Below are 18,986 nucleotides of genomic sequence, written 5' to 3' on the forward strand. Positions count from 1 at the left end.
AGTGCTGCTTGGATGGCACAATGTCAGCACATTATGCCATCTCAGCCTTTAGTGCCGCTTATCCTTTTACCGCACCAATCGTCAGCCCCTTGACAAAGTAACGCTGAATGAACGGGTACAGGAGTAAAATGGGACCCGTAACCACGATCGCCATTGCCATTTTGGTCGACTCTGTCGGCATATCGTTGGACAGGGACACGCCGGTACCTGCACCCATTTGAGCAATAAATTGCATGGAGTTAATGACATTATACAGATAGTATTGCAACTGGTATTTATGCGGGTCATTAATAAAGAGTGAGGATGAAAACCAGTCATTCCAGTAAGCCAAAGCCAGAAACAGCCCCACAGTGGCAATACCCGGTGTAGATAAAGGCAGTACAATTCGGTAGTAAATTTTAAAATCACCCGCACCGTCTATTTTAGCGGACTCGAACAGTTCTTCCGGCATGGAGGAACGAATGAAGTTTTTCATCAAAATGATCAGAAATGGAGTCATTAATCCCGGGAAAATAAGCACTGTATACGTATCTAGCAGCCCCAAATACTTCGTGAGCATAATGTACCAAGGTACTAATCCGCCTCCAAACAACGTCGTAAAGTAAATATAGAATGAAAACGCGTTGCGGTATTTAAAATCTTTGCGTGCCAGCACATATCCGGCCATCGTCATCAGGAACAGGCCCAGCGTCGTACCTACAACCGTGGTAAAAATCGTCACCCCATATGCCCGCAACACCTCTTCAGGAAAGGTGAACACCGTCCGGTATCCTTCCAGCGAGAATTGCTGTGGAATGAAGTGATAGCCATCCCTGATAATCGATTCATTACTGGTTAGTGAAGCCGAAATAATAAGTAGGAACGGGAGTAAACAAGCAATGGATGCCACAATGATAATCACATAAGAGATAATTTTAAAAAGTCGAGTGTATACATCCTCTTTGATCGCCATCCGTTTCGGTCCTCCTTTCTAGAATAAGGCATATTCGTCGTTCAGCTTGCGAATGATATAGTTCACGGTCATGATCAGTACAAATCCGAACAGGGATTGATACACGCCTGCGGCCGAAGCCATACCCACATCAAAAGTTACTTTCAAGGAACGATACACATAAGTGTCCAAAATATCCGTCGTATTGTACAGCACACCGTTGTTACCGATTAACTGATAGAACAGATCAAATTGTCCTTTCATAATACTACCCAGTGCAAATAACAGCAGCACAACGAATGTTGACTTGAGCATAGGAACGGTAATGTACCAAATTCGTTGAAAAATGTTGGCTCCGTCTATTTTAGCTGCCTCATAATACTCGTCACTGATCCCTGTGATCGCTGCCAGGTAGATTACCATACTGTAGCCGAGATTTTTCCACAAATAGAACAGGATAATCAGGAAAATCCACACCCATGGTTTGTTATACACATCCACACGTTCACCACCAAATTGCACGAGCAGCGTGTTCAGAAAACCATTATCATAATTAAATATGTTATACACGATGACACTTAGAATGACGAAGGAAACAAAGTATGGAAGAAACATCACAGATTGAGTGATCTTTTTAAAGTAGCGGCCTCGCAACTCATTCAGCAAAATAGCGAGGACAATCGCTAACACGTTGCCGAGTAAAATAAACGCTGCATTATATCCAACTGTATTCAATGTCAATTTGGTCAGCGTGCCGGATTGCCATAGAAAGCGAAAATTCTGGAGTCCGACAAACTGGGCCTCAAATAGGCTGGTATTAAAGTCAAACTGGGTAAATGCGTAATAAATGCCAACCATAGGAATGTACGAATTTATGAAGAAAAAGATTAAAGTAGGTAACAACATCAGAAATAATACTCGATTGCGGATCAGTTCATAGAAAAAACCGTGTTTCTTGCCTGTTCCCAGCCTACCGTTCAAGCGGGAATCCGTCGTAAGCATTGCAGAATTTTTGGGCATAGGCTGATTCAATGTGAGTCACTCCCCCTCTATATACATTACCGACTGCAAGGTTTGTAGCATTGCCGCCGTATAACTATATATTATGTAAGCGCATTCAAAATGAAAAGTGAAGCCTCTCATGCTTCATGAACAAAGGAGTGTCCAGAGGAGTGAACAATTCTGATATTTGTGAAGTTTTATGTGATATGAGGCGCCTGATCGACGCCTTCAGCCCATTCGTCAAGCATATTTGGACGATCTGCTCTATTCCTTTTGCCCACCCTGAAAAATGGTTTCATCCTGTTTTACTCGAAATCCGTTTTTCTTGGCCTGCTCCAGCAGCTCAGCGGCATTATCCTGCGGCTTATATCCGATTAGTTCTTCCAAGTAACCAATGTCATAATAATTATCCGTATTGGCTGACGTACCGTACAAATTAAGATAACTCATCTCCGAAGGGGCCTCGATACAGCAGACGGTCAGATGGATCATATCGCGCTCGGAGATCCATATATGAGCAGCACGCTCCGAATGCGGCCGATCATCCCCAGGAAAATTACCGATGCGGATATTCATTGAAGATATTTTGCCCTGATCGGCATATAGCCGTCCCAGCAGTTCAATGTAGCACTTACTCAATCCATAAAAGCTATCCGGTCGGTAGGGATCTTCTACATCTATGGTTTCGCCTACTTTATAAAACCCTGTGGCATGATTGGAACTGGCAAAAATAATGCGCTTTACCCCATTTCTGACTGCAGCTTCATACAGCTTATACGCTCCGCTTACATTGCCAGACAGTACTTTACCGAGGAAATCCCCCTCATCCTTAATCCATGCAAAATGCAATACCGTATCCACTCCATGTGTAAGTTCAGCCAATCTTGCAGCATCATGTATATCCAGTTCGACAATCCCTGTTTCTTCATCCCTCTTCACATCGGCGGCGGTTATTTCATATTTCCCTTCCGTTTTTAGCCCTTCGTAGAGTACTTTTCCAATTGTGCCCGCTGCTCCTGTTATCAATAATTTCCGTGCCATCGTCCGCATCTCCCTTCTTTATGTGACAGTGTGCTGTCATCCATAGCTTAACCAACTCCCTAGAGTGGGAACCTTGTTACCATCATTCATTACATTCTGTCACCTATAAAAAAAGGACTCTGCTACCTGAGCAGAGTCCTTACTTGTTGCTATTATTAAGTTATTAATTTCAAGCTTGCCGTACTACCCTCACTCTGCGATTAACCAGATAAATGCTAAAGCCGATTAATACCAGACCGATCAGCAGAAAAGCCGTAATCGATTCGTGAAGCAGCATAGAACTGACAAATACCGAAATCACCGGCACCAAAAACGTATAGGAAGCGACCTTACTAGCATCTCCCGAATTGACCAGCGTGAAATACAGCAGCCAGGATAGTGAAATTCCCAGCACAGTCCCGAACACCAGTCCTGACACATATGGAACATTCCATACGATGTCTGACCAGCTTTCCGTTACCGATCCAGCTCCTGTCAACACGATGCCTCCAAGTGTACATTGAAATGCGACCAGCCACAACGAATCCACACGCTTGTTAACCTTTTTCACATACACGGTTCCCAACGCCCAGCTCACCGCTGTAACAATGGCAATAATTACACCTGCAATAGCCACATGTCCTGAAAATCCTCCGACACTGACAGCTGCCACGCCCAGAAATCCAATGATCAATCCAATCACTTTGAGCTTGGACATTGCTTCCCCCAGCCACATCCATGCAAAAATGCCAACCAGCACAGGCTGAAGATATACCAGCACAGAGAACAGGCCTGATGGAACGTACATGAGCCCCACGGTTTGCAAGCCGTAAAACAGTACTACGTTAAAAATACCTGAAATAGCATACACCCGCCAATTTTCTTTCCAGCGAATGCGATTCCATCTCGGTGCTAAAATCGCTCCCAATAGCAGACCACCCAACAGTGTGCGTAGTCCTGCAAACAAAAGGGGAGGCGTGAATTCCAGTGCAACTTTATAGATGGGCCAAGAAATGCCCCACAATACAACCAGTAGCGCGATCATCATTATCCGCTTGGCTGTCGTTAACTCTCCCATGATGCTCTCGCTCCTCTATGAAAAAAATCACTAGACTTTATATATTACGCCTACGGGACAACTTTATCAAACAAAAATATATAGGTAAAAGCTTCGATTCTCCAGCACGCTTGTTCATGGGATAGGGTTCCGAACAGAGGAATCCAGTCTTTGGCCTATGTTACAATGTACCCAATAGATAAAGCTTATAAGGATAGGAGGGTGTCTGCACTTGATTTATTTCATCAAATTTTTATACAGCTTCGTGCTTCCTCCCGGTTTGTTCATCCTCGTGATGGCAGGGCTTGTAATCTGGCTATGGAAACGGGCGCGTAAACCTGCTGTGGTACTGCTCTTTGTTACATTGCTGCTGTATGTTTCATCGACCAATTTGGCTGGAGATTTGTTAATCCGTAGTCTGGAAAAGCAGTATCCACAGCCCCGTACCATTCAAGGCGATGTTATTGTCGTACTTGGGGGTGGAGCTACAGAGGGAACTCCCGACATCAATGGACAAGGTAATCTGTTAGGGTCTGCGGCCAACCGACTGCTCACTGCGGCTAGACTGCATGAAGCAACAGGTCTACCTATTCTTTTTTCCGGTGGACAAGTGTTTGGAGACAGTGGTAACGAAGCGAATATTGCGCAGAGGCAGCTAGTAGGACTCGGTATTCCGGCAAAGGACATCTTCATCGAAAACCGTTCCTTAAATACACAGCAAAATGCCGTATATACCTCCCAAATTTTAAAACAGCACCAGCTCACAAAACCTATTCTGGTGACCTCCGCATTCCATATGCCCCGTGCTGCACTGGAATTTCAGCGTGCAGGTATGCAAGCCACAGCTTATCCAACCGACTATCTGGCAAGTGAAAAGCTGTCACTGTATGCTGCCAAACTTTCACCGTCTGCTGGGGCCATATCTACAACCGGGACAGCCCTCAAGGAGTATTTGGGGATTTTGGCCTTAAAGCTTAAATAATGTGATACACAGGTGTAAAGCGAACACAGCACAAACAAGCGTCTTGCGCTCACCGCTATAAGCCAGTAAGCGATTAAGACGCTTGTTTTATCATTACATATTCTCATGCAAGAAAATTTCCGATATTTGTTCTTCTGATATGACCTTAAAGCCCTCCCTTTTTAACAAGGCGGAGGTTACCCCATTGCCTGCAATTTTACGGTTTTCGAATGCTCCACTATAGATCGCTGCCGATCCGCAGGACGGACTGTTTTCTTTTAAAACAATAAGTGACGCGTTAACCTCTCTGGCTATATGTAAAGCTTCGTGCGCACCTCTAATGTACATATCACTGACATCATTGCCTGAATACTCGATCACCTTGGCGGTGCCAGTCAGCACATCCTCCCCTGTCCCTCCAACAATCTCAGCAGGCTCTCTCGGCGTCATAAAGCCCCCCAGTAGCTCAGGACAGATCGTCATTGCCTTCTTTTCCTCTACCAACTTCTGAATATGTACATCCAGGCTATCCGTCCCGTTATATCGCACCTTCATGCCTGCCAAACATGAACTTACCAGAATCATTAATCCACCTCATATCCATTGCTTTCACTGTTGAGTAATTTAAAGTATAAACGAGTTTGATTGTAGAGTCATCGTACGAAATGTAGTTACTGCTATCTTTCTAACGGCCGTTGCTTCTGCAGCCATCCAATAAACCATGTGAAATCCTTCCTTAAACAAGGATGTCGTCCAATTGATGAAATACTCATGATCCTGCATGTTGAAAAACTCCTGACGATTTGAAATATGTATTAATGCTGCTCAAGAAAGATATCTGGCAATTTGTTACGAAGCAGTTTTCGGAGTACAGGCACGGATGGGCACCTGCCTACATACAATAAACAGACCGCAAGCCTGGTAAGTAACAAAGTCCAGTAAGTTCGCAACTACCTCAGGAGGTGTCATCCGTGCCCGGACTATTTAGTGCTATCGCTCTGTTCATCAAGGAATTGACGCTACTCGTTTCCTACGTGAAAAACAACGCCTTTCCGCAGCCATTGACTGAGAAAGAGGAAGCTCGACACCTGAAGCTGTTTGCCGAAGGCAACGCACATTCCCGTAACACACTTATTGAACATAACCTAAGGCTGGTGGCCCATATTGTAAAAAAATTTGACAACACCGGCGAAGATTTGGAGGATCTTATATCCATCGGCACCATCGGACTGATCAAGGCTATTGAAAGCTTTCAGACCGGAAAAGGAACAAAACTGGCAACATTTGCAGCCCGTTGTATAGAAAATGAGATCCTGATGCATTTAAGATCCTTGAAAAAAACACGTAAAGACGTATCTCTCCACGATCCTATAGGAACTGACAAGGAAGGCAACGAGATTACTTTAATCGATATCCTCGGTTCCGAGGCGGACGATATTGTAGACAAGGTACAGCTCAAAATCGAGAAGAGTAAAATTTATCGCAATCTGGATATTTTAGATGAGCGTGAAAAAGAAGTGGTGATTGGCCGATTCGGCCTGGAAGCCGGAGGAAAAGAACGAACACAGCGGGAAATTGCACGAGAACTGGGAATTTCTCGCTCGTATGTGTCACGAATTGAAAAGCGTGCGTTGATGAAGTTGTACCATGAATTTTACAAGCAGAAAGGATAATGCATAGGCAGATACCTAAAACCTATACTATTTGGAGGCCCTCATTAGGGCCTTTTTTCATTATTTTTATTTCAAATAGAGTTCCTTGTTAATAAGATGTCTCGGACACAAATATACTCAATGTGAGGGTTAATCACAGATCACAAATGTTTTTAACATTTTTATATTTTTATATTCTTCACAGCTCTAAAATAATCTTGTATTTACATTAGCCAGCACTTGTTTTCCCTTTTTCTTCCAGTACAGTATTAACTTTTTTCTAAATATGATAATGGAAGTGGGGAATAGACTATCGTATCTCCATCATTATCTCGTTTTAAAATAATAGCAAACTCGGCACCCTTACTCTCATCGCCTCTCGGCAGCGGGAATATCATAGCGGGACAACGCAACTCATAATTATGAGGAAATTCCTTTCGAAAATCCTCTAAAGCATAATTCAGAATCGCATCTATTTTATTGGTAAGCACATGATATCCGCCTATTACAAAATCATTGTATTCTTGGGAAGCGATATACTTCTCAAATAATTTGGTTTTGTATTCCTCAACCGTACTAAAGCAAACTTCCCAATCCAAAGGAAATACACCATCTGCTAAATAATAAGTGTATATTTTCATATCTCATACATTCCCCTTCTCGCACCTAAAATAGTTATTCAAGTTATTCATATTCTTTCTTTCAAACATTTCTATTTAAACTAGCCTAGTCTTTGGAATGAGCTAGTTAAGAACCCGAAAACGGCACCCTTTTCTTATTTCCTCCTATATCGTTTAATTTTTAATTACGTTAGGTTCTTATTCTGTCATTGCTAGTATAGTCCACGAGATAACTAGTTGCCATTAGGTATACATTCATTGAGAGTTTCATATAAATCATATACAACAACGGTGTTCAGCATATTAAAAATCATAACTAAGGGAGGTAAATCAACATGACAAAATTCAGTCAAAATCCAGACAGTTATTCGTTTTCCATGGAACCCGCCGTAATAACTGAAGATAATGTTACGACGAACGGAGATAGCAAAAATACTTTTCCGAAAAATGTTCTAATCGATAATAATCTTTATTGGGAAAGCAGCTTAAGCGGTAGAGGTGGAGAAATCATTTTTAAATTAGATACAGGCAAAACGATCAATGATATTCTCTTAGCCCAACCATCTTTTCGAGCTTTTATACTTTCGTTTTCTTTTCATGGCTCGAATGACGGAGAAAACTGGTATAGGTTAGGACAAGTAGAGGCTTTGCCAAGTACTGCAAAAATAACCTATCAATTTAGTAATGAGATTCCTTTTTCATATTATAAAATAACTGTACTTTCCTCTGGATTAAACAATACAACCAGCTATTATGGTATCCGGTATATTCAACTAAGAACCGCTCTCATCAATGGCGTCCCTGCCTACAGAGCATCCAATATAAATCCCGCTATTGCGGAATAAGCTAGTACACAGAAATAAGGGGGGCCGACGCCCCCCTTATTTTGGCTACTTCATTTGAAGCATATTATAAATCATCTCAGCCGCTTCCGCACGCGTAACTTCCTGTTTGGCACGAAAGCTGCCGTCTGGATATCCTTGTACTAAATTAATCTCAGTTAGACCAAGTACATCCTTTCTGGCCCACTCTACAATTTGAGAGGAATCTGAGTATACACTGCTTTCTTGCTGTGGTGTAGCCTTGATAATGTTATTCACCATTTTAGCGGCCTGCTCCCGATTTATGACCCGATCTGGACCGAAGGCTTTGCTACTAAAACCTCGAGCAACTTGATCCTTAATTGCTGTTTTGAGCAGATCAACATACCATGCAGATAGATCAATATCCTCGAAGTCTAGAGTCACATCTGTTTCGAGCGGTAATTTAAGAGAACGAACAAGCATCGAAGTAAATTCCATACGTGTTACGGGTCTATTCGGTTCAAAAAGCGTGATGGATCTCCCCTTCACTACGCCCAAATCGGCAAGCGCATTTATTTTCTCTCTATTAAATACCCGATCAATGTCACTAAAATGATTTGGCTTCGTCTCGATTGTTGAGCCTTGAAAGAACTCTGTTTTTGTTTCTATCGGTTCCTCGACAACAGGCTGAATCGGTTTTACACCCCCCGCGCCTCCTGCTCCAACACCTGTGTCCACAGCATTCCCTGTAGTTTTACCACTCGCTTCTTTTGCCTCTGTGCGTTTTCCTTGACTATTTTCTGCCCAAAGTTGAACGGTATACAATTGCTTTTCTCTCAGCTGTCTCCAGATAAAAGCTCGATCCTTACCACGATATAGGACTACTCCTTCACTAGCGAGAACAAAAATATCATTTTCATGCTCTGACTCCCAATGGATGATAAATTCACTATTGGTTGTTTCTGTCTTCGAAAACGCAAATGCTGAAGACGGTAACGTCTCGACCTGACCTTCTGACTGCTTACCTTCACCGCTTGTGTTCACTGGCTTAACGTTAATACGATACAATGAAGAGCTGTCTAATCCGTCTACTTTAAACTCTTGAGTAGTCGTATGGCCGATAAGCATCTCGTTTTTGTAGACATTGTAAGCATCCGCACCCGGAGCTTCTGGCCATGTAATAAGCAAATCGGTATCCGTTACGCTTTTCACAACCAACCTATGATTTGGTATTTGACCTGGCAATGTACGATACGTAAAGGGAGCAACGTCGCCTTCTCCCGTAGTATTCATCGCCTGTATACCAAACGAGTAAATTATACCAGGCTGGATATCTGAAAGTATGATGCAAGCTTCTCTAGTGTCAAAAACTTCCCCTGTATCTTTGCGGATTACTGCATATTGGGAAGCACTCTTGATTTCATTCCAGGTCAGCGAAATCTGTCTATTCTCAAGTTCTGTAACTTTTACATTTTGTACTTGAGGCGGGAGCGTCAGCAGTTCACCCAACGCTGGCGGGCTGTAACCACTGCTGTTCCCACTGCTCACTTGAAAAGTGTAGTTACTCCCACCTGCTAAACCAGATACAACTATCCGTGGTTCCGTACTATAATAATTTTGACCGTTGATTGTTACCTTATATTGAGTTACCCCGTCAACCGGAGCCCATATCAATGTGGCATCGTGCTCGCGAACATCTACAGCTGCAAGTTGTAAGGCCGAATTAGGTAGCGTTAATGCATTGATAGAAGCATCCAAACCTGTACCACTTCGATTGTAAGCCCGAATTTTTATATTGGCAGATCTACCTGCTGGCAAACCTTCAAAAGTATAAGAATGGATACCACGCGGAATTTGCACCTTTGGTTCATCGTTAACATTCAAAATGTACCCTTCAGCCCCCTGCACATCTTGCCACGCTACACCAACAGAATATACATCCTTCGTTACACTTGAAAGTGTAGTTACCCGTTCTGGTAATGTCATAACGCCGAGATGAGCATAGTCTCCAAATCCTGTTTCATTTTCAGCAGATATACGATAGTTATACTCCGTTCCCGCCTGAAGCTCAGTATCGGTGAATTCTGTATACACATCGTTATAAACCGAGACCTTATCTCGCTCTAGAGCATAGTAGGTGGCAGTGATTACAGAATTCCACTTCAAGTCGATTCCATCTTCTCTTACGGTTACATTCCGGAATCCGCTTGGGCTGTCTGGTAGACTTAAAAAAGATACATGTTTTGCTGCCCCCTCTCCCATGGCGTTTATAGCGGATACAGAAACTTCATAATACTTACCAGGCTCCATCCCCTTAATCGGATTATACACATCCTGTGTAACCGTATCCTTAAATATGATTTCTCCCGTGCTTGCGTCCGCTGCTGTAATAATATATTTATTAGCTGAAAAAACTGGCGTAAAGTCGGCCATGATTTCTGCTGAATGACGAGAGACCGGTCGCAACTGAACATGCTCAGGGGCATCAGGTAACGTTAATACACGGACTCGATTAGAATATGCATTGCCTCCTACATGATTACTGCAACGCAGTTCATACTCATATTCATGTCCTCCTAATAGCCCTGTATCTGTAAAAGAATTTGTCGGATGGTTAACATCCCAAACCTCATTTGTTGTTAGATTTCGGACTGTATAGACATAACCATCATCAAGACCGGAGGGGAGAGTCCATTGCAAATCAACCTCTGTGTTGCGTACAGATGTTGCCGAAAGCTCAACCGGCTGCGGTTGCTTTTGAATGCGAAGTGCACTGCTGACCGTTTCATACATGTTTCCTGCCTGGTCTTTCACCTTCGCATGGACATACCATTCGCCTTCATTTGAGAGATCCAACTGGACTATGGGATCGGCTGCAGCCTCCCAGTTTTCAGGTGAATCGGAGCTGTTCGTGACTTTGTACTGCCTTGACGATGGTTCAATCCCTGAGTACTGGTCAGCATATCGCATGTTCACATGAATATTAGTATCTTTCCATTCACGCATATTGGGTGTCAGTTGAATGCCCGGCGGCTCCAAATCGATATAAGACATTGCGTTCACCGGAACGCTTCGATTTCCAGCTGCATCTACAGCTTGAGCAGTCACTTTTACAATTCCCGAACTATTTAATATTCCCGATGAACCAGGCACATAAGCGCCAGAACCCAATTGATATTCATAATGCACTGCTGTAGTATCCGTTGCACCCGAGAGTGTAAACTGTACTGGTTTATTGATATATCGGTTAGGATTCGTTACCTCAGAAAACATAACTTTCGGAGGGGTGGGTTTGGTACGATCAATCATGACCGATTGAGTCACAATGGGACTAGACACATCAAGATTATTGATCGTCCGCGCTGATAGTTCGTAACTCCCTTCTGCATTTAATGTAAAAGTGCCGTTATATGTCAGCCACTCCCCAGTTGGACTCAAACGATACTGTGTCTTCTTAATTCCATTTGTAGAGTCACTTCCTGACTCAATGGCAATGTCCACATCACGGTTCGTTGGACCCGTTTCGCTAGCCCGTATAACAGGAGCCGTCGGCCCCTTTTTATCAACGGTGACTTCTTTGCTTACCTCCAGGCTCACATTACCGACATTATCAATGGAACGAGCATAAATCGTGCTTTTGCCATCTTGGTTCACATGAAACACTCCACTATAATCCTGCCAAGCCTGATTCACAACACCGGACAATCGAAATTGAGTATGGGCTAGTCCAGAATAATCGTCTGCGCCCGGTTGTAATGAAATGGTATATTCATTACTGTTTCCTGTTGCATCTATAATGGGGGGAGTTGGTGGCATCCTGTCTATTCGGACATTGGCGGAAGAAAGACCACTATACTGGTTATTGACGTCCACTGTTCGGGCATAAATTGTATTTACACCATGATCATTGACAGTGAAGGGACCAATATATTGCTGAAATGCTCCTCCATTCAGGCTATATTCATAGTACTTTAATCCTTCAGGAGCCACATCCCCATCAATCCACACGGTTACAGGCTCTTTGGTCCACCCTGTAACAGCCTGTCCCTCTGCACCAGCATGAATCTGGGGTGGTTTAGGCATCAAGTCTGATTTGGGAATAATACGAATTCCAAACTTGGATATTTCATCACTTGTCTGTTGACTAGTTCCCATCGCTCTGAAATATCGTACATCCCTTAATGTAATAGAGTCGGTGATATCTATCCATTTTCCCTGGTAATAGCTATTGGCATAGAATTTCGTTACATTAGTCCATGTATATAAATTCGTTCCGTTGGGTCTCCAGCTGTCGCCTGCGGCGGCATTAGATGTATATATATCTGTATGATAAGACCCCTCAATGTAAACAAAAATCCTGTAATCCGAAGTCTTAATAGATCTTCCAATATCAACAAAACGATTTGTCGGCTGTTTAGTTCCATCACACGTATACCTTGCCGACCCCATGCCAGTGTATACTTCCGTTGCTCCTACTCCACTTCCTGACCAAGAGCCCCAACTATCGCCCCCACCTGGCAAATTATTTTGGCAAAAAGGGCCTCCGATGATTTCTTGGGTAGCGGCCGATACCCTTTCCGGAAATATGGGAATGGTCATTAATAAGAGGAGTAAAGCCAGTACTCCATACACCCATTTATTGTGCTTCCTAACCTTTCGTTTATTTTTTCGATACATACACTTCTCCTTACTTTATTTTATTTTCAAAGAGTTCTACGTACTCGCTTTGGCTAAAATAGAAAAAGCACCTCAAACGAAGGCAGTAATGCCTAAGTTTGAGGTGCTTCCTCAATTTCACGAGTATGTTTTGAAGTTATTATACTTCGTTTCAAACAGGATGTAAACAGAACAGCAAAATGAACTGAAATAAATTTTCGAAACACTCATCCCAGAGACCCTTTTGAAACTTTAATTGGCCTGAACACCCAAGTTCCGAAAAAATCCCCGCATATTCTGCATGTAAGAATCCTCAGGAGCAGAAGATTCCTTAAGAAGATTTTGCATACTATTCATAAACGCGGAAGCTGAGGATGTATCCGCTTTGTCAAACCGATTCGTTAACTGTGGTTTATTTAACAGCTCTTCAGTCTGTTCTGTACGTTCCTTGTATTTATGAATCCAATCGGGGTTTTGAGGAACCTTTTGTGCAAAACTCAACAGCTGGCTTAATCCATTTCCTCCACCCTTAATGTCATTCATGAACGCAGTATATTTTTGAGGATCGACCTGTTTCATCACTTCCGACAGCTTGACGTAGTCCTCAGGGGCACCTATCGGACGATCTGTAGGAGTCGTGTAGCTAATATCTCCGGTCTCTGAATCAATGGTTCGTGTCAAGGCAATACCAGCTATCTGGTTCATGGTTTGCATAAATTCCTTGGCTTTATCGCCTTCCATGTAATGATCCGCAATATACTTGGACTGGGAAACTCCCATCTCCAGCAATACCGCGCGCTGCTTCTCATCCGTTACCGTTCCATCGACGATAAAATTGGATTGAATCATATTGTACACAGCATCGGATACTTCTTCCGGTTGGCCCTCCAAAACCCGGTTTAATGCATCGTTGATCTGAGTTGTGCCAAAATACTTGGCAGCATGTGACACGATATCCCCCTCAGCCAGCTTTCTGCCAGCTTCACTAATCTCCACGGTGTCCTGAACGACGAACCTGGACACTTTTTCTTCATGTAGCTGGGGGGACGGAACTTGCTTGCTTGTCGGATTGATCCGTAAGCTACCAGAGCTAAGAACCGCTTGTTGTGCTTTAAGAGGTTCAAAATTCATTCTACTTCCTCCTGTCATGTTTGTAACAGGCAATCTAAGGCGTATGTACGATGTAATGTAACCCTGTTGCTATATATATCGGACAAAGCATATATGGAATGAATATACGCTTTGTCCTAAAAATGAACAATTTTTGAAGCAAGATCCTGACTCTGAATATAAATTGTTAAAATAAACAATCTGACGTTGTCATTGCTTTATAGACAGTACATCAACCACCATAAATGCTATAAGCAAAGTGATATACAATATCTGTAGCTGTAAGTGAAGTACCTGACACCTGGGCAGCTACACCTGAAAGATCATAGTAATGTGTAAAGCTTATGGGACCAGACAAGTATTCTGCAATACTTCCCGTAGAATGCGGCAGGGAAAGGGTCACACTAAAGGCTCCATTTTGATCCGTATAACCAGTACCTGTACGAGTTCGATTCCCGCTGCTTTCAGTCCAGTTCTGGTTCAACCATGTCACATTAACTGGTGCATTTGCTACTGGATAATTATCCGTTGTAGTAACAACACCCTTTACAGTCAGGCTGGTGTTTCCATTAACCCGATAATGGCGACCGTATGAGTAGGCTGGATAGTCATTCGGACCGTTTTTAGAGTCATAACCGTTAATTACAATTTTTCCAGCCCGAAGTACTGGTTTAAGTGTGAGTGCATATAAATGGTCGGGTGAATACTGGTTTGTGGTGTACACTCGCACATAGTAGGTTCCCGTATTCAAAGTGACATTATGATTGGTTTGCGGCAGAAGCGCCATTTGGTTGCCACTAAGAGCCCCGTAAACTTCCGCTTTGTAACCGTAGCTTTCCGAAGTGCTGTCCAGTTTGACATTCAAACCATCATAATTGCGATTCGCAGGAATTGTGATTTGATACCAATCGTTGTCAATTCCTGAATGAATGGAGCGTGAATTCAGGGTAGAGCCCCCTGTACTAAATGTAAAGTTGTAGGCATGAAAAGCACTCTCATCCGGTTCATAGGCATCATATTGAGAGCTTATATCCACAGTTAAATAGAAAGGGTCATTTATGCTTGATCCCTTTTTGGAATGGACTGCAATTGCGTAAGCTTTCTCAGATCCGGTAGCATTGCGGCTTCCTACGTTTTCAGGAAGTGATGCAGACCCATGCTCATACTTGTTAAAATAGGTTCCATAGGTGGAGGCATCAATAGCATTGGGGTTAATATCCCCTGTCGTCATATCAAATTCGTATAAATATAAGTCATAGTCAAGCTGTTCTGAAAATGGACCATCCAACTGTGCCTGCAACAATTCACCTGGCTTCACATAAATCGGATATAAAAACTGTGTGCCTCCCTCTTCCGTAATTGTACCTGAATACGTAGCAGAAGAAGCTGTGGCTGCCGTTGGACTAGCTTTCAGGGAAGGAAGGGTCTCCCTTTTCAAAGAGAATGTCTCTGGTGCTTTAAAATTGATATTTTCCTGCATGTTATAAACGGAGGATGTAATACCCTCAGGCTTGTCCGCCCGGATTAAATGCTCAATAACATCTTCTTTGTTCGTTGTTAGCTGAAAACTGGAATCAGCTTCAATAGCTTGTTTTTCCTTGTTCATCTCTGTGCCTTGACTCGCGTTTGCAGTCATCCCAAAAGCAAACAGGAGCATCAAGCTTAGCATAACTGAAATAGCCTTTCTGAACCTCTTCATACTGAAATCCCCTCTCAAATGGTTTAAGGAATTCCCGCTATTCCCTGGAGAATCAGGGTATCTTCTAGGCTGTTGTCTCTATCATAAAACATTCTTGGTTCTAATGGAATATATTGTAGCAAATATTTTTAGTCGTCATTTCCTAAAATAGAAAGCTCTAGAATCCATAGATTAAATGATAATACTAGGATAATAGACTTACTTTAGACACCTTTTTACCATAAAAACCCTACCATTCTCTTATTTATACGATATAATAAACTGATATTGGTAGTTCTTTTAGACTAATTAATATATCTAATTACCCATAAACATACATAGAAAAAGGGGAATACAGATGAAAAAACTTAGTATATTTATGTTAGTATTGTGTTGCTTTTCAATTTTGGCAGCTTGCTCTACCGATCCGGTAAAAAAAGATTTAATTACCTATGTGAATGATGGAATGCTTCCGTTAACACAAGATGAAAAAGCAGTAACTGAAAAATATGAATCTGTGACCGGGGATAACTTCACAGATGATGAAACACTATATAATACGTTACGAGATGATATTATCCCAGAATACACCAAATACCTCGATAAAGTTGAAGCAGTAAAGACGGAAACTCCTGAGGTACGGGCCGTCCACGAAACCTACATCAAGGCGGTTAGCACTCAAAAAGAAGCACTCATTACGATGATCGATGCGTTGGAAAAAGGAGATCTAAACTTAATTAATGAAAGTAACACCAAGCTTAGCGAGGGTAAAAAGCTCTTCAGAGATTTTGGTGAACAGGTTAACACACTGGCTAAAGAGCACGATGTGAAGATCAATAAGAAATAAATTTTAAAGCTCCCATCTCGGGAGCTTTTTCTATATCCTAGGAATACTCGAAGCAAATTACCGCTTTCCTTATTTCTCTATCATAAAATAAGTATACCTTATCAGCTCCAAACGCTTGAAAATAATATCCGGTGAAAGAACCGATATAGGTAAATGTCTCACCATTGGCACGTTTAGGCACATGAAGCAAGTTAGTTTGCTCGAACTGGAGCATCTCTTCCAAGGATTCGTCATATTCCTTGATGTAGCTTTGGGCCTCATCAGACTGAAATGCGATGTCATCCAGAATACCGTTGACTTCGGGAAAGCTTAGCCCCCAACCACTGGATTGTTTTTCCTCAAAATCGTGAGTGAGCTCTTCCACAGACTTTTTGGCCTCTCCAAAGGAGGAATAAGGATAGATTTTATTATTTTCTAAGAAAAATGCTTTGCGAGCTTCGTAATCTTGTTCATTAGCTGTGTACACCTGATCCAGTCCGTCCAACGCCATGACTTCTCTCTTCATACGTAGGTACGCTTTATCCCCGGTAGATTTCAGCGCTTCATAGGTAGCTTCCAGCTGCACTTTCTGATGAAGACTAAAATAATTCCAGTCTGCTTCGAATTTGTATTTGCCGTCAATTACATCGAATCCCAGCATATCTTCCTTGGTATATAAGGTATGAAATTGCTGAGTATTTTCACCCACACAGCCTTCGTGGATTTCTTTTACGGAAACAAAATGAAGCCACTCGTCCTGCTCTGGAAATAAAAATTGGAGATTAATCGAGCAAATGGGCAGAAAGTGTTTGCGGTGATGTTCAAGATCGCTGGCAAATACGTCCTCGTATGCTGGAAAACGTTTGATAAATCTCTCTGGTATGTTCATGGATGCTCCTCCTAAATTATACGGTTCTATGGTTGCTTTTCGATCCGAAACGTCCCCTCACTCGAAATCACGCTGTAAATTTCATCAAATCCTTCTTCGTAACTTGGGACCTCTAGTTTACTCATTACACTTTTAATACCGATTTCAGGAATATACTCTTTGCCTGTGCGCTGCTCATTACGCTTAATAGATTCAGCATAATCAGGTTCAAAATAGTAGCCAATGATTTTAAATCCCTTGTTTTTACAAGCATCTATATATTTCTTTCGTTCTTCGACTGTGGGATTTGTATTGTCCACTACAAAACGCTGCATCGTTTCGATGGAGGTCTGAAGGTACATATTTTCCCTATTTCGTGTTTTAAGCATATCAAGATTTATTCGCATATGTGTTTTGAAGAATCGTTCTTTATAAAAAGTCGATTTGCCCGAAGCCTGAATTCCTATAAAAATGACACACTCCAAACCTCACACATCCTTGTTCAGATATACATATTGGTTAATATAATCTCTATTTTGTGAAAAGATTGGCGTGTCATGATCAACATCCCACTTGCTTCTGACGGCTTCTCCTTTGTTATACTGTTGTTTGGTAATACAGATTCCCCGCTTTTGCCAGACCGGAAGGTCGTTCCAGTTCAGTCCTTTTTCCACAAAAAGCTTGTCTTGGAGCTGACTTCCGTTCAATCCTTGTAGTTCTGAATGCTTAAAATGAGCTTGAGCTACCATAGAAATGCTGTTTTTAGTAGCATCTTGTTGTCTCCATAGAAAGTAGTTGGCAACCTCATCGTGAGGCAAAACCCATGCTCTTGCATCAAAAGTGGCTAGAGGCTTATCCGGATAAACTTTCTGGATTTCCTCATTAAATTTGGCAGTAGCCAAAGAGGCAGATATAGACACCATCTTTTGAAGATTATTTTCAAACCATGATTGTGTCGTTAATTTGTCATAATTCGTAAGAAGCAGAGAGATTTCATCACTCTGATGGTACACCAGTTTACAGCCCATAATATTATAAGCCAAATATTTGCACGTCTCCCATAATGCAAAGATTAACTTTTCATCAAAAGGTTTCGTCATCCCACGTGTAAAAGTATGAAAATGAGCACCATCGATTCTGATAATTACGGGTAAACGGCGGGGCAGACTTAATCTATAAGCATTTTCATATTCCTTCATTCTATTTCCAAAATCATCTTTTTTCATAAACTATGTAGCTCCTTCGCTTTTCATAGTATCTATTAATCAAAGGTGCTGCTGAACTCTCCAACAATATACAATCCAATGTCGGTTTCACCTTCTCTTTTTTATTTCACAGCAATATTATCCTCAAATACAAAAACGGAGATGGCTATATCTTCTTCCACTTTAATATCTGAAAAGAGATGCAGTAAGCGGGAATCCATATAATCCTCCAGTTCTTTATTGAACTGTACAGGATAGATTTTTTGTACCATTTTGGTTCGAGCTGCATGCACCATCTCTCTTCCTGCAACCTCTTGTGCAAGAAATTTTTCGGATGGAGTTAAATTGCCGTATAGCATTGTGATGGCCATATTATCTACAAAGGTTGTATGTATGCGTTCCGGGCCTTTTCCAAATAGCTCTTTACGTACTTTTCGAATAATTTCGTTAAAACCCGTTTCCTTTCTCATATCGCACCGCTCTCCTAAATCTACTAAAATCCTTGTTACTATTTCCATCATAACCGATTCCTATCATATAAAACAGAGATGAAGCGAAAGTGATTCTTGGAACATGCTTACCATTGGACGCATAGAA

18 protein-coding genes are annotated in these 18,986 nt (G+C 42.0%); 4 read left to right on the forward strand and 14 right to left on the reverse strand.

Annotation, left to right across the window (positions count from 1 at the left end; translation table 11 throughout):
- Positions 1 to 58: 58 nt before the first annotated feature.
- The 4 genes from G9G57_RS04030 to G9G57_RS04045 form a co-directional block, all read right to left on the reverse strand.
- Positions 59 to 952, reverse strand: a complete 894-nt coding sequence (locus tag G9G57_RS04030; protein ID WP_016821652.1) for a carbohydrate ABC transporter permease — start codon at positions 950 to 952, stop codon at positions 59 to 61.
- 18 nt (positions 953 to 970) lie between these two features.
- Positions 971 to 1,963, reverse strand: a complete 993-nt coding sequence (locus tag G9G57_RS04035) for an ABC transporter permease (protein WP_016821653.1) — start codon at positions 1,961 to 1,963, stop codon at positions 971 to 973.
- Positions 1,964 to 2,197: 234 nt separating this feature from the next.
- Positions 2,198 to 2,974 carry an NAD-dependent epimerase/dehydratase family protein gene (locus G9G57_RS04040; protein ID WP_017428196.1) on the reverse strand — a complete coding sequence of 259 codons (777 nt, stop codon included), beginning with the start codon at positions 2,972 to 2,974 and terminating at the stop codon, positions 2,198 to 2,200.
- A gap of 169 nt (positions 2,975 to 3,143) precedes the next feature.
- Positions 3,144 to 4,031, reverse strand: a complete 888-nt coding sequence (locus G9G57_RS04045; protein WP_164964493.1) for a DMT family transporter — start codon at positions 4,029 to 4,031, stop codon at positions 3,144 to 3,146.
- Between the two features lie 211 nt (positions 4,032 to 4,242).
- Here G9G57_RS04045 and G9G57_RS04050 point away from each other — a divergent pair, with 211 nt between their 5' ends.
- On the forward strand, positions 4,243 to 4,992 hold the full coding sequence (locus tag G9G57_RS04050; protein WP_017428198.1) for a YdcF family protein: 750 nt from the start codon (positions 4,243 to 4,245) through the stop codon (positions 4,990 to 4,992).
- A gap of 93 nt (positions 4,993 to 5,085) precedes the next feature.
- Here G9G57_RS04050 and G9G57_RS04055 read toward each other — a convergent pair whose 3' ends face one another.
- Positions 5,086 to 5,556, reverse strand: a complete 471-nt coding sequence (locus G9G57_RS04055) for a DUF523 domain-containing protein (protein ID WP_017428199.1) — start codon at positions 5,554 to 5,556, stop codon at positions 5,086 to 5,088.
- Between the two features lie 39 nt (positions 5,557 to 5,595).
- A complete protein-coding gene (locus tag G9G57_RS04060) occupies positions 5,596 to 5,754 on the reverse strand; it encodes a hypothetical protein (RefSeq protein ID WP_017428200.1) in 159 nt (52 codons plus the stop codon).
- Positions 5,755 to 5,942: 188 nt separating this feature from the next.
- On the opposite strand from G9G57_RS04060, the gene sigK reads away from it, so the two are divergent.
- On the forward strand, positions 5,943 to 6,644 hold the full coding sequence (gene sigK, locus G9G57_RS04065) for an RNA polymerase sporulation sigma factor SigK (RefSeq protein WP_017428201.1): 702 nt from the start codon (positions 5,943 to 5,945) through the stop codon (positions 6,642 to 6,644).
- A 248-nt stretch (positions 6,645 to 6,892) separates the two neighbouring features.
- Here sigK and G9G57_RS04070 read toward each other — a convergent pair whose 3' ends face one another.
- Complete coding sequence (locus G9G57_RS04070; RefSeq protein WP_016821659.1) at positions 6,893 to 7,264, reverse strand: hypothetical protein; 372 nt, start codon at positions 7,262 to 7,264, stop codon at positions 6,893 to 6,895.
- Positions 7,265 to 7,578: 314 nt separating this feature from the next.
- On the opposite strand from G9G57_RS04070, the gene G9G57_RS04075 reads away from it, so the two are divergent.
- On the forward strand, positions 7,579 to 8,088 hold the full coding sequence (locus G9G57_RS04075) for a discoidin domain-containing protein (RefSeq protein ID WP_016821660.1): 510 nt from the start codon (positions 7,579 to 7,581) through the stop codon (positions 8,086 to 8,088).
- 45 nt (positions 8,089 to 8,133) lie between these two features.
- Here G9G57_RS04075 and G9G57_RS04080 read toward each other — a convergent pair whose 3' ends face one another.
- From G9G57_RS04080 to G9G57_RS04090, 3 genes are all read right to left on the reverse strand, one after another.
- Positions 8,134 to 12,723 (reverse strand): fibronectin type III domain-containing protein, encoded by a 4,590-nt coding sequence (locus G9G57_RS04080; protein WP_164964494.1) that lies wholly within the window; start codon positions 12,721 to 12,723, stop codon positions 8,134 to 8,136.
- 231 nt (positions 12,724 to 12,954) lie between these two features.
- Positions 12,955 to 13,833 (reverse strand): hypothetical protein, encoded by an 879-nt coding sequence (locus G9G57_RS04085; RefSeq protein WP_017428203.1) that lies wholly within the window; start codon positions 13,831 to 13,833, stop codon positions 12,955 to 12,957.
- 211 nt (positions 13,834 to 14,044) lie between these two features.
- Entirely contained in the window at positions 14,045 to 15,511 is a 1,467-nt protein-coding gene (locus G9G57_RS04090; RefSeq protein ID WP_017428204.1) for an Ig-like domain-containing protein, read from the reverse strand.
- A gap of 337 nt (positions 15,512 to 15,848) precedes the next feature.
- On the opposite strand from G9G57_RS04090, the gene G9G57_RS04095 reads away from it, so the two are divergent.
- Entirely contained in the window at positions 15,849 to 16,337 is a 489-nt protein-coding gene (locus G9G57_RS04095; protein WP_019688100.1) for a hypothetical protein, read from the forward strand.
- Positions 16,338 to 16,374: 37 nt separating this feature from the next.
- Here the strand turns inward: G9G57_RS04095 and G9G57_RS04100 are convergent, their stop codons facing one another.
- From G9G57_RS04100 to G9G57_RS04115, 4 genes are all read right to left on the reverse strand, one after another.
- Entirely contained in the window at positions 16,375 to 17,205 is an 831-nt protein-coding gene (locus G9G57_RS04100) for a siderophore biosynthesis protein (RefSeq protein ID WP_164964495.1), read from the reverse strand.
- Positions 17,206 to 17,231: 26 nt separating this feature from the next.
- The gene (locus G9G57_RS04105) at positions 17,232 to 17,669 is read right to left on the reverse strand and encodes an AAA family ATPase (protein ID WP_013372243.1); all 438 of its coding nucleotides are present in this window, start codon (positions 17,667 to 17,669) and stop codon (positions 17,232 to 17,234) included.
- Between the two features lie 3 nt (positions 17,670 to 17,672).
- A complete protein-coding gene (locus G9G57_RS04110; protein ID WP_058712445.1) occupies positions 17,673 to 18,410 on the reverse strand; it encodes a tRNA(His) guanylyltransferase Thg1 family protein in 738 nt (245 codons plus the stop codon).
- Positions 18,411 to 18,511: 101 nt separating this feature from the next.
- Positions 18,512 to 18,859 carry a DUF2294 domain-containing protein gene (locus G9G57_RS04115; RefSeq protein WP_164964642.1) on the reverse strand — a complete coding sequence of 116 codons (348 nt, stop codon included), beginning with the start codon at positions 18,857 to 18,859 and terminating at the stop codon, positions 18,512 to 18,514.
- Positions 18,860 to 18,986 lie beyond the last annotated feature (127 nt).

Source organism: Paenibacillus sp. EKM211P (genome assembly GCF_011066175.1).
In the GTDB taxonomy this organism is placed as follows: domain Bacteria; phylum Bacillota; class Bacilli; order Paenibacillales; family Paenibacillaceae; genus Paenibacillus; species Paenibacillus polymyxa.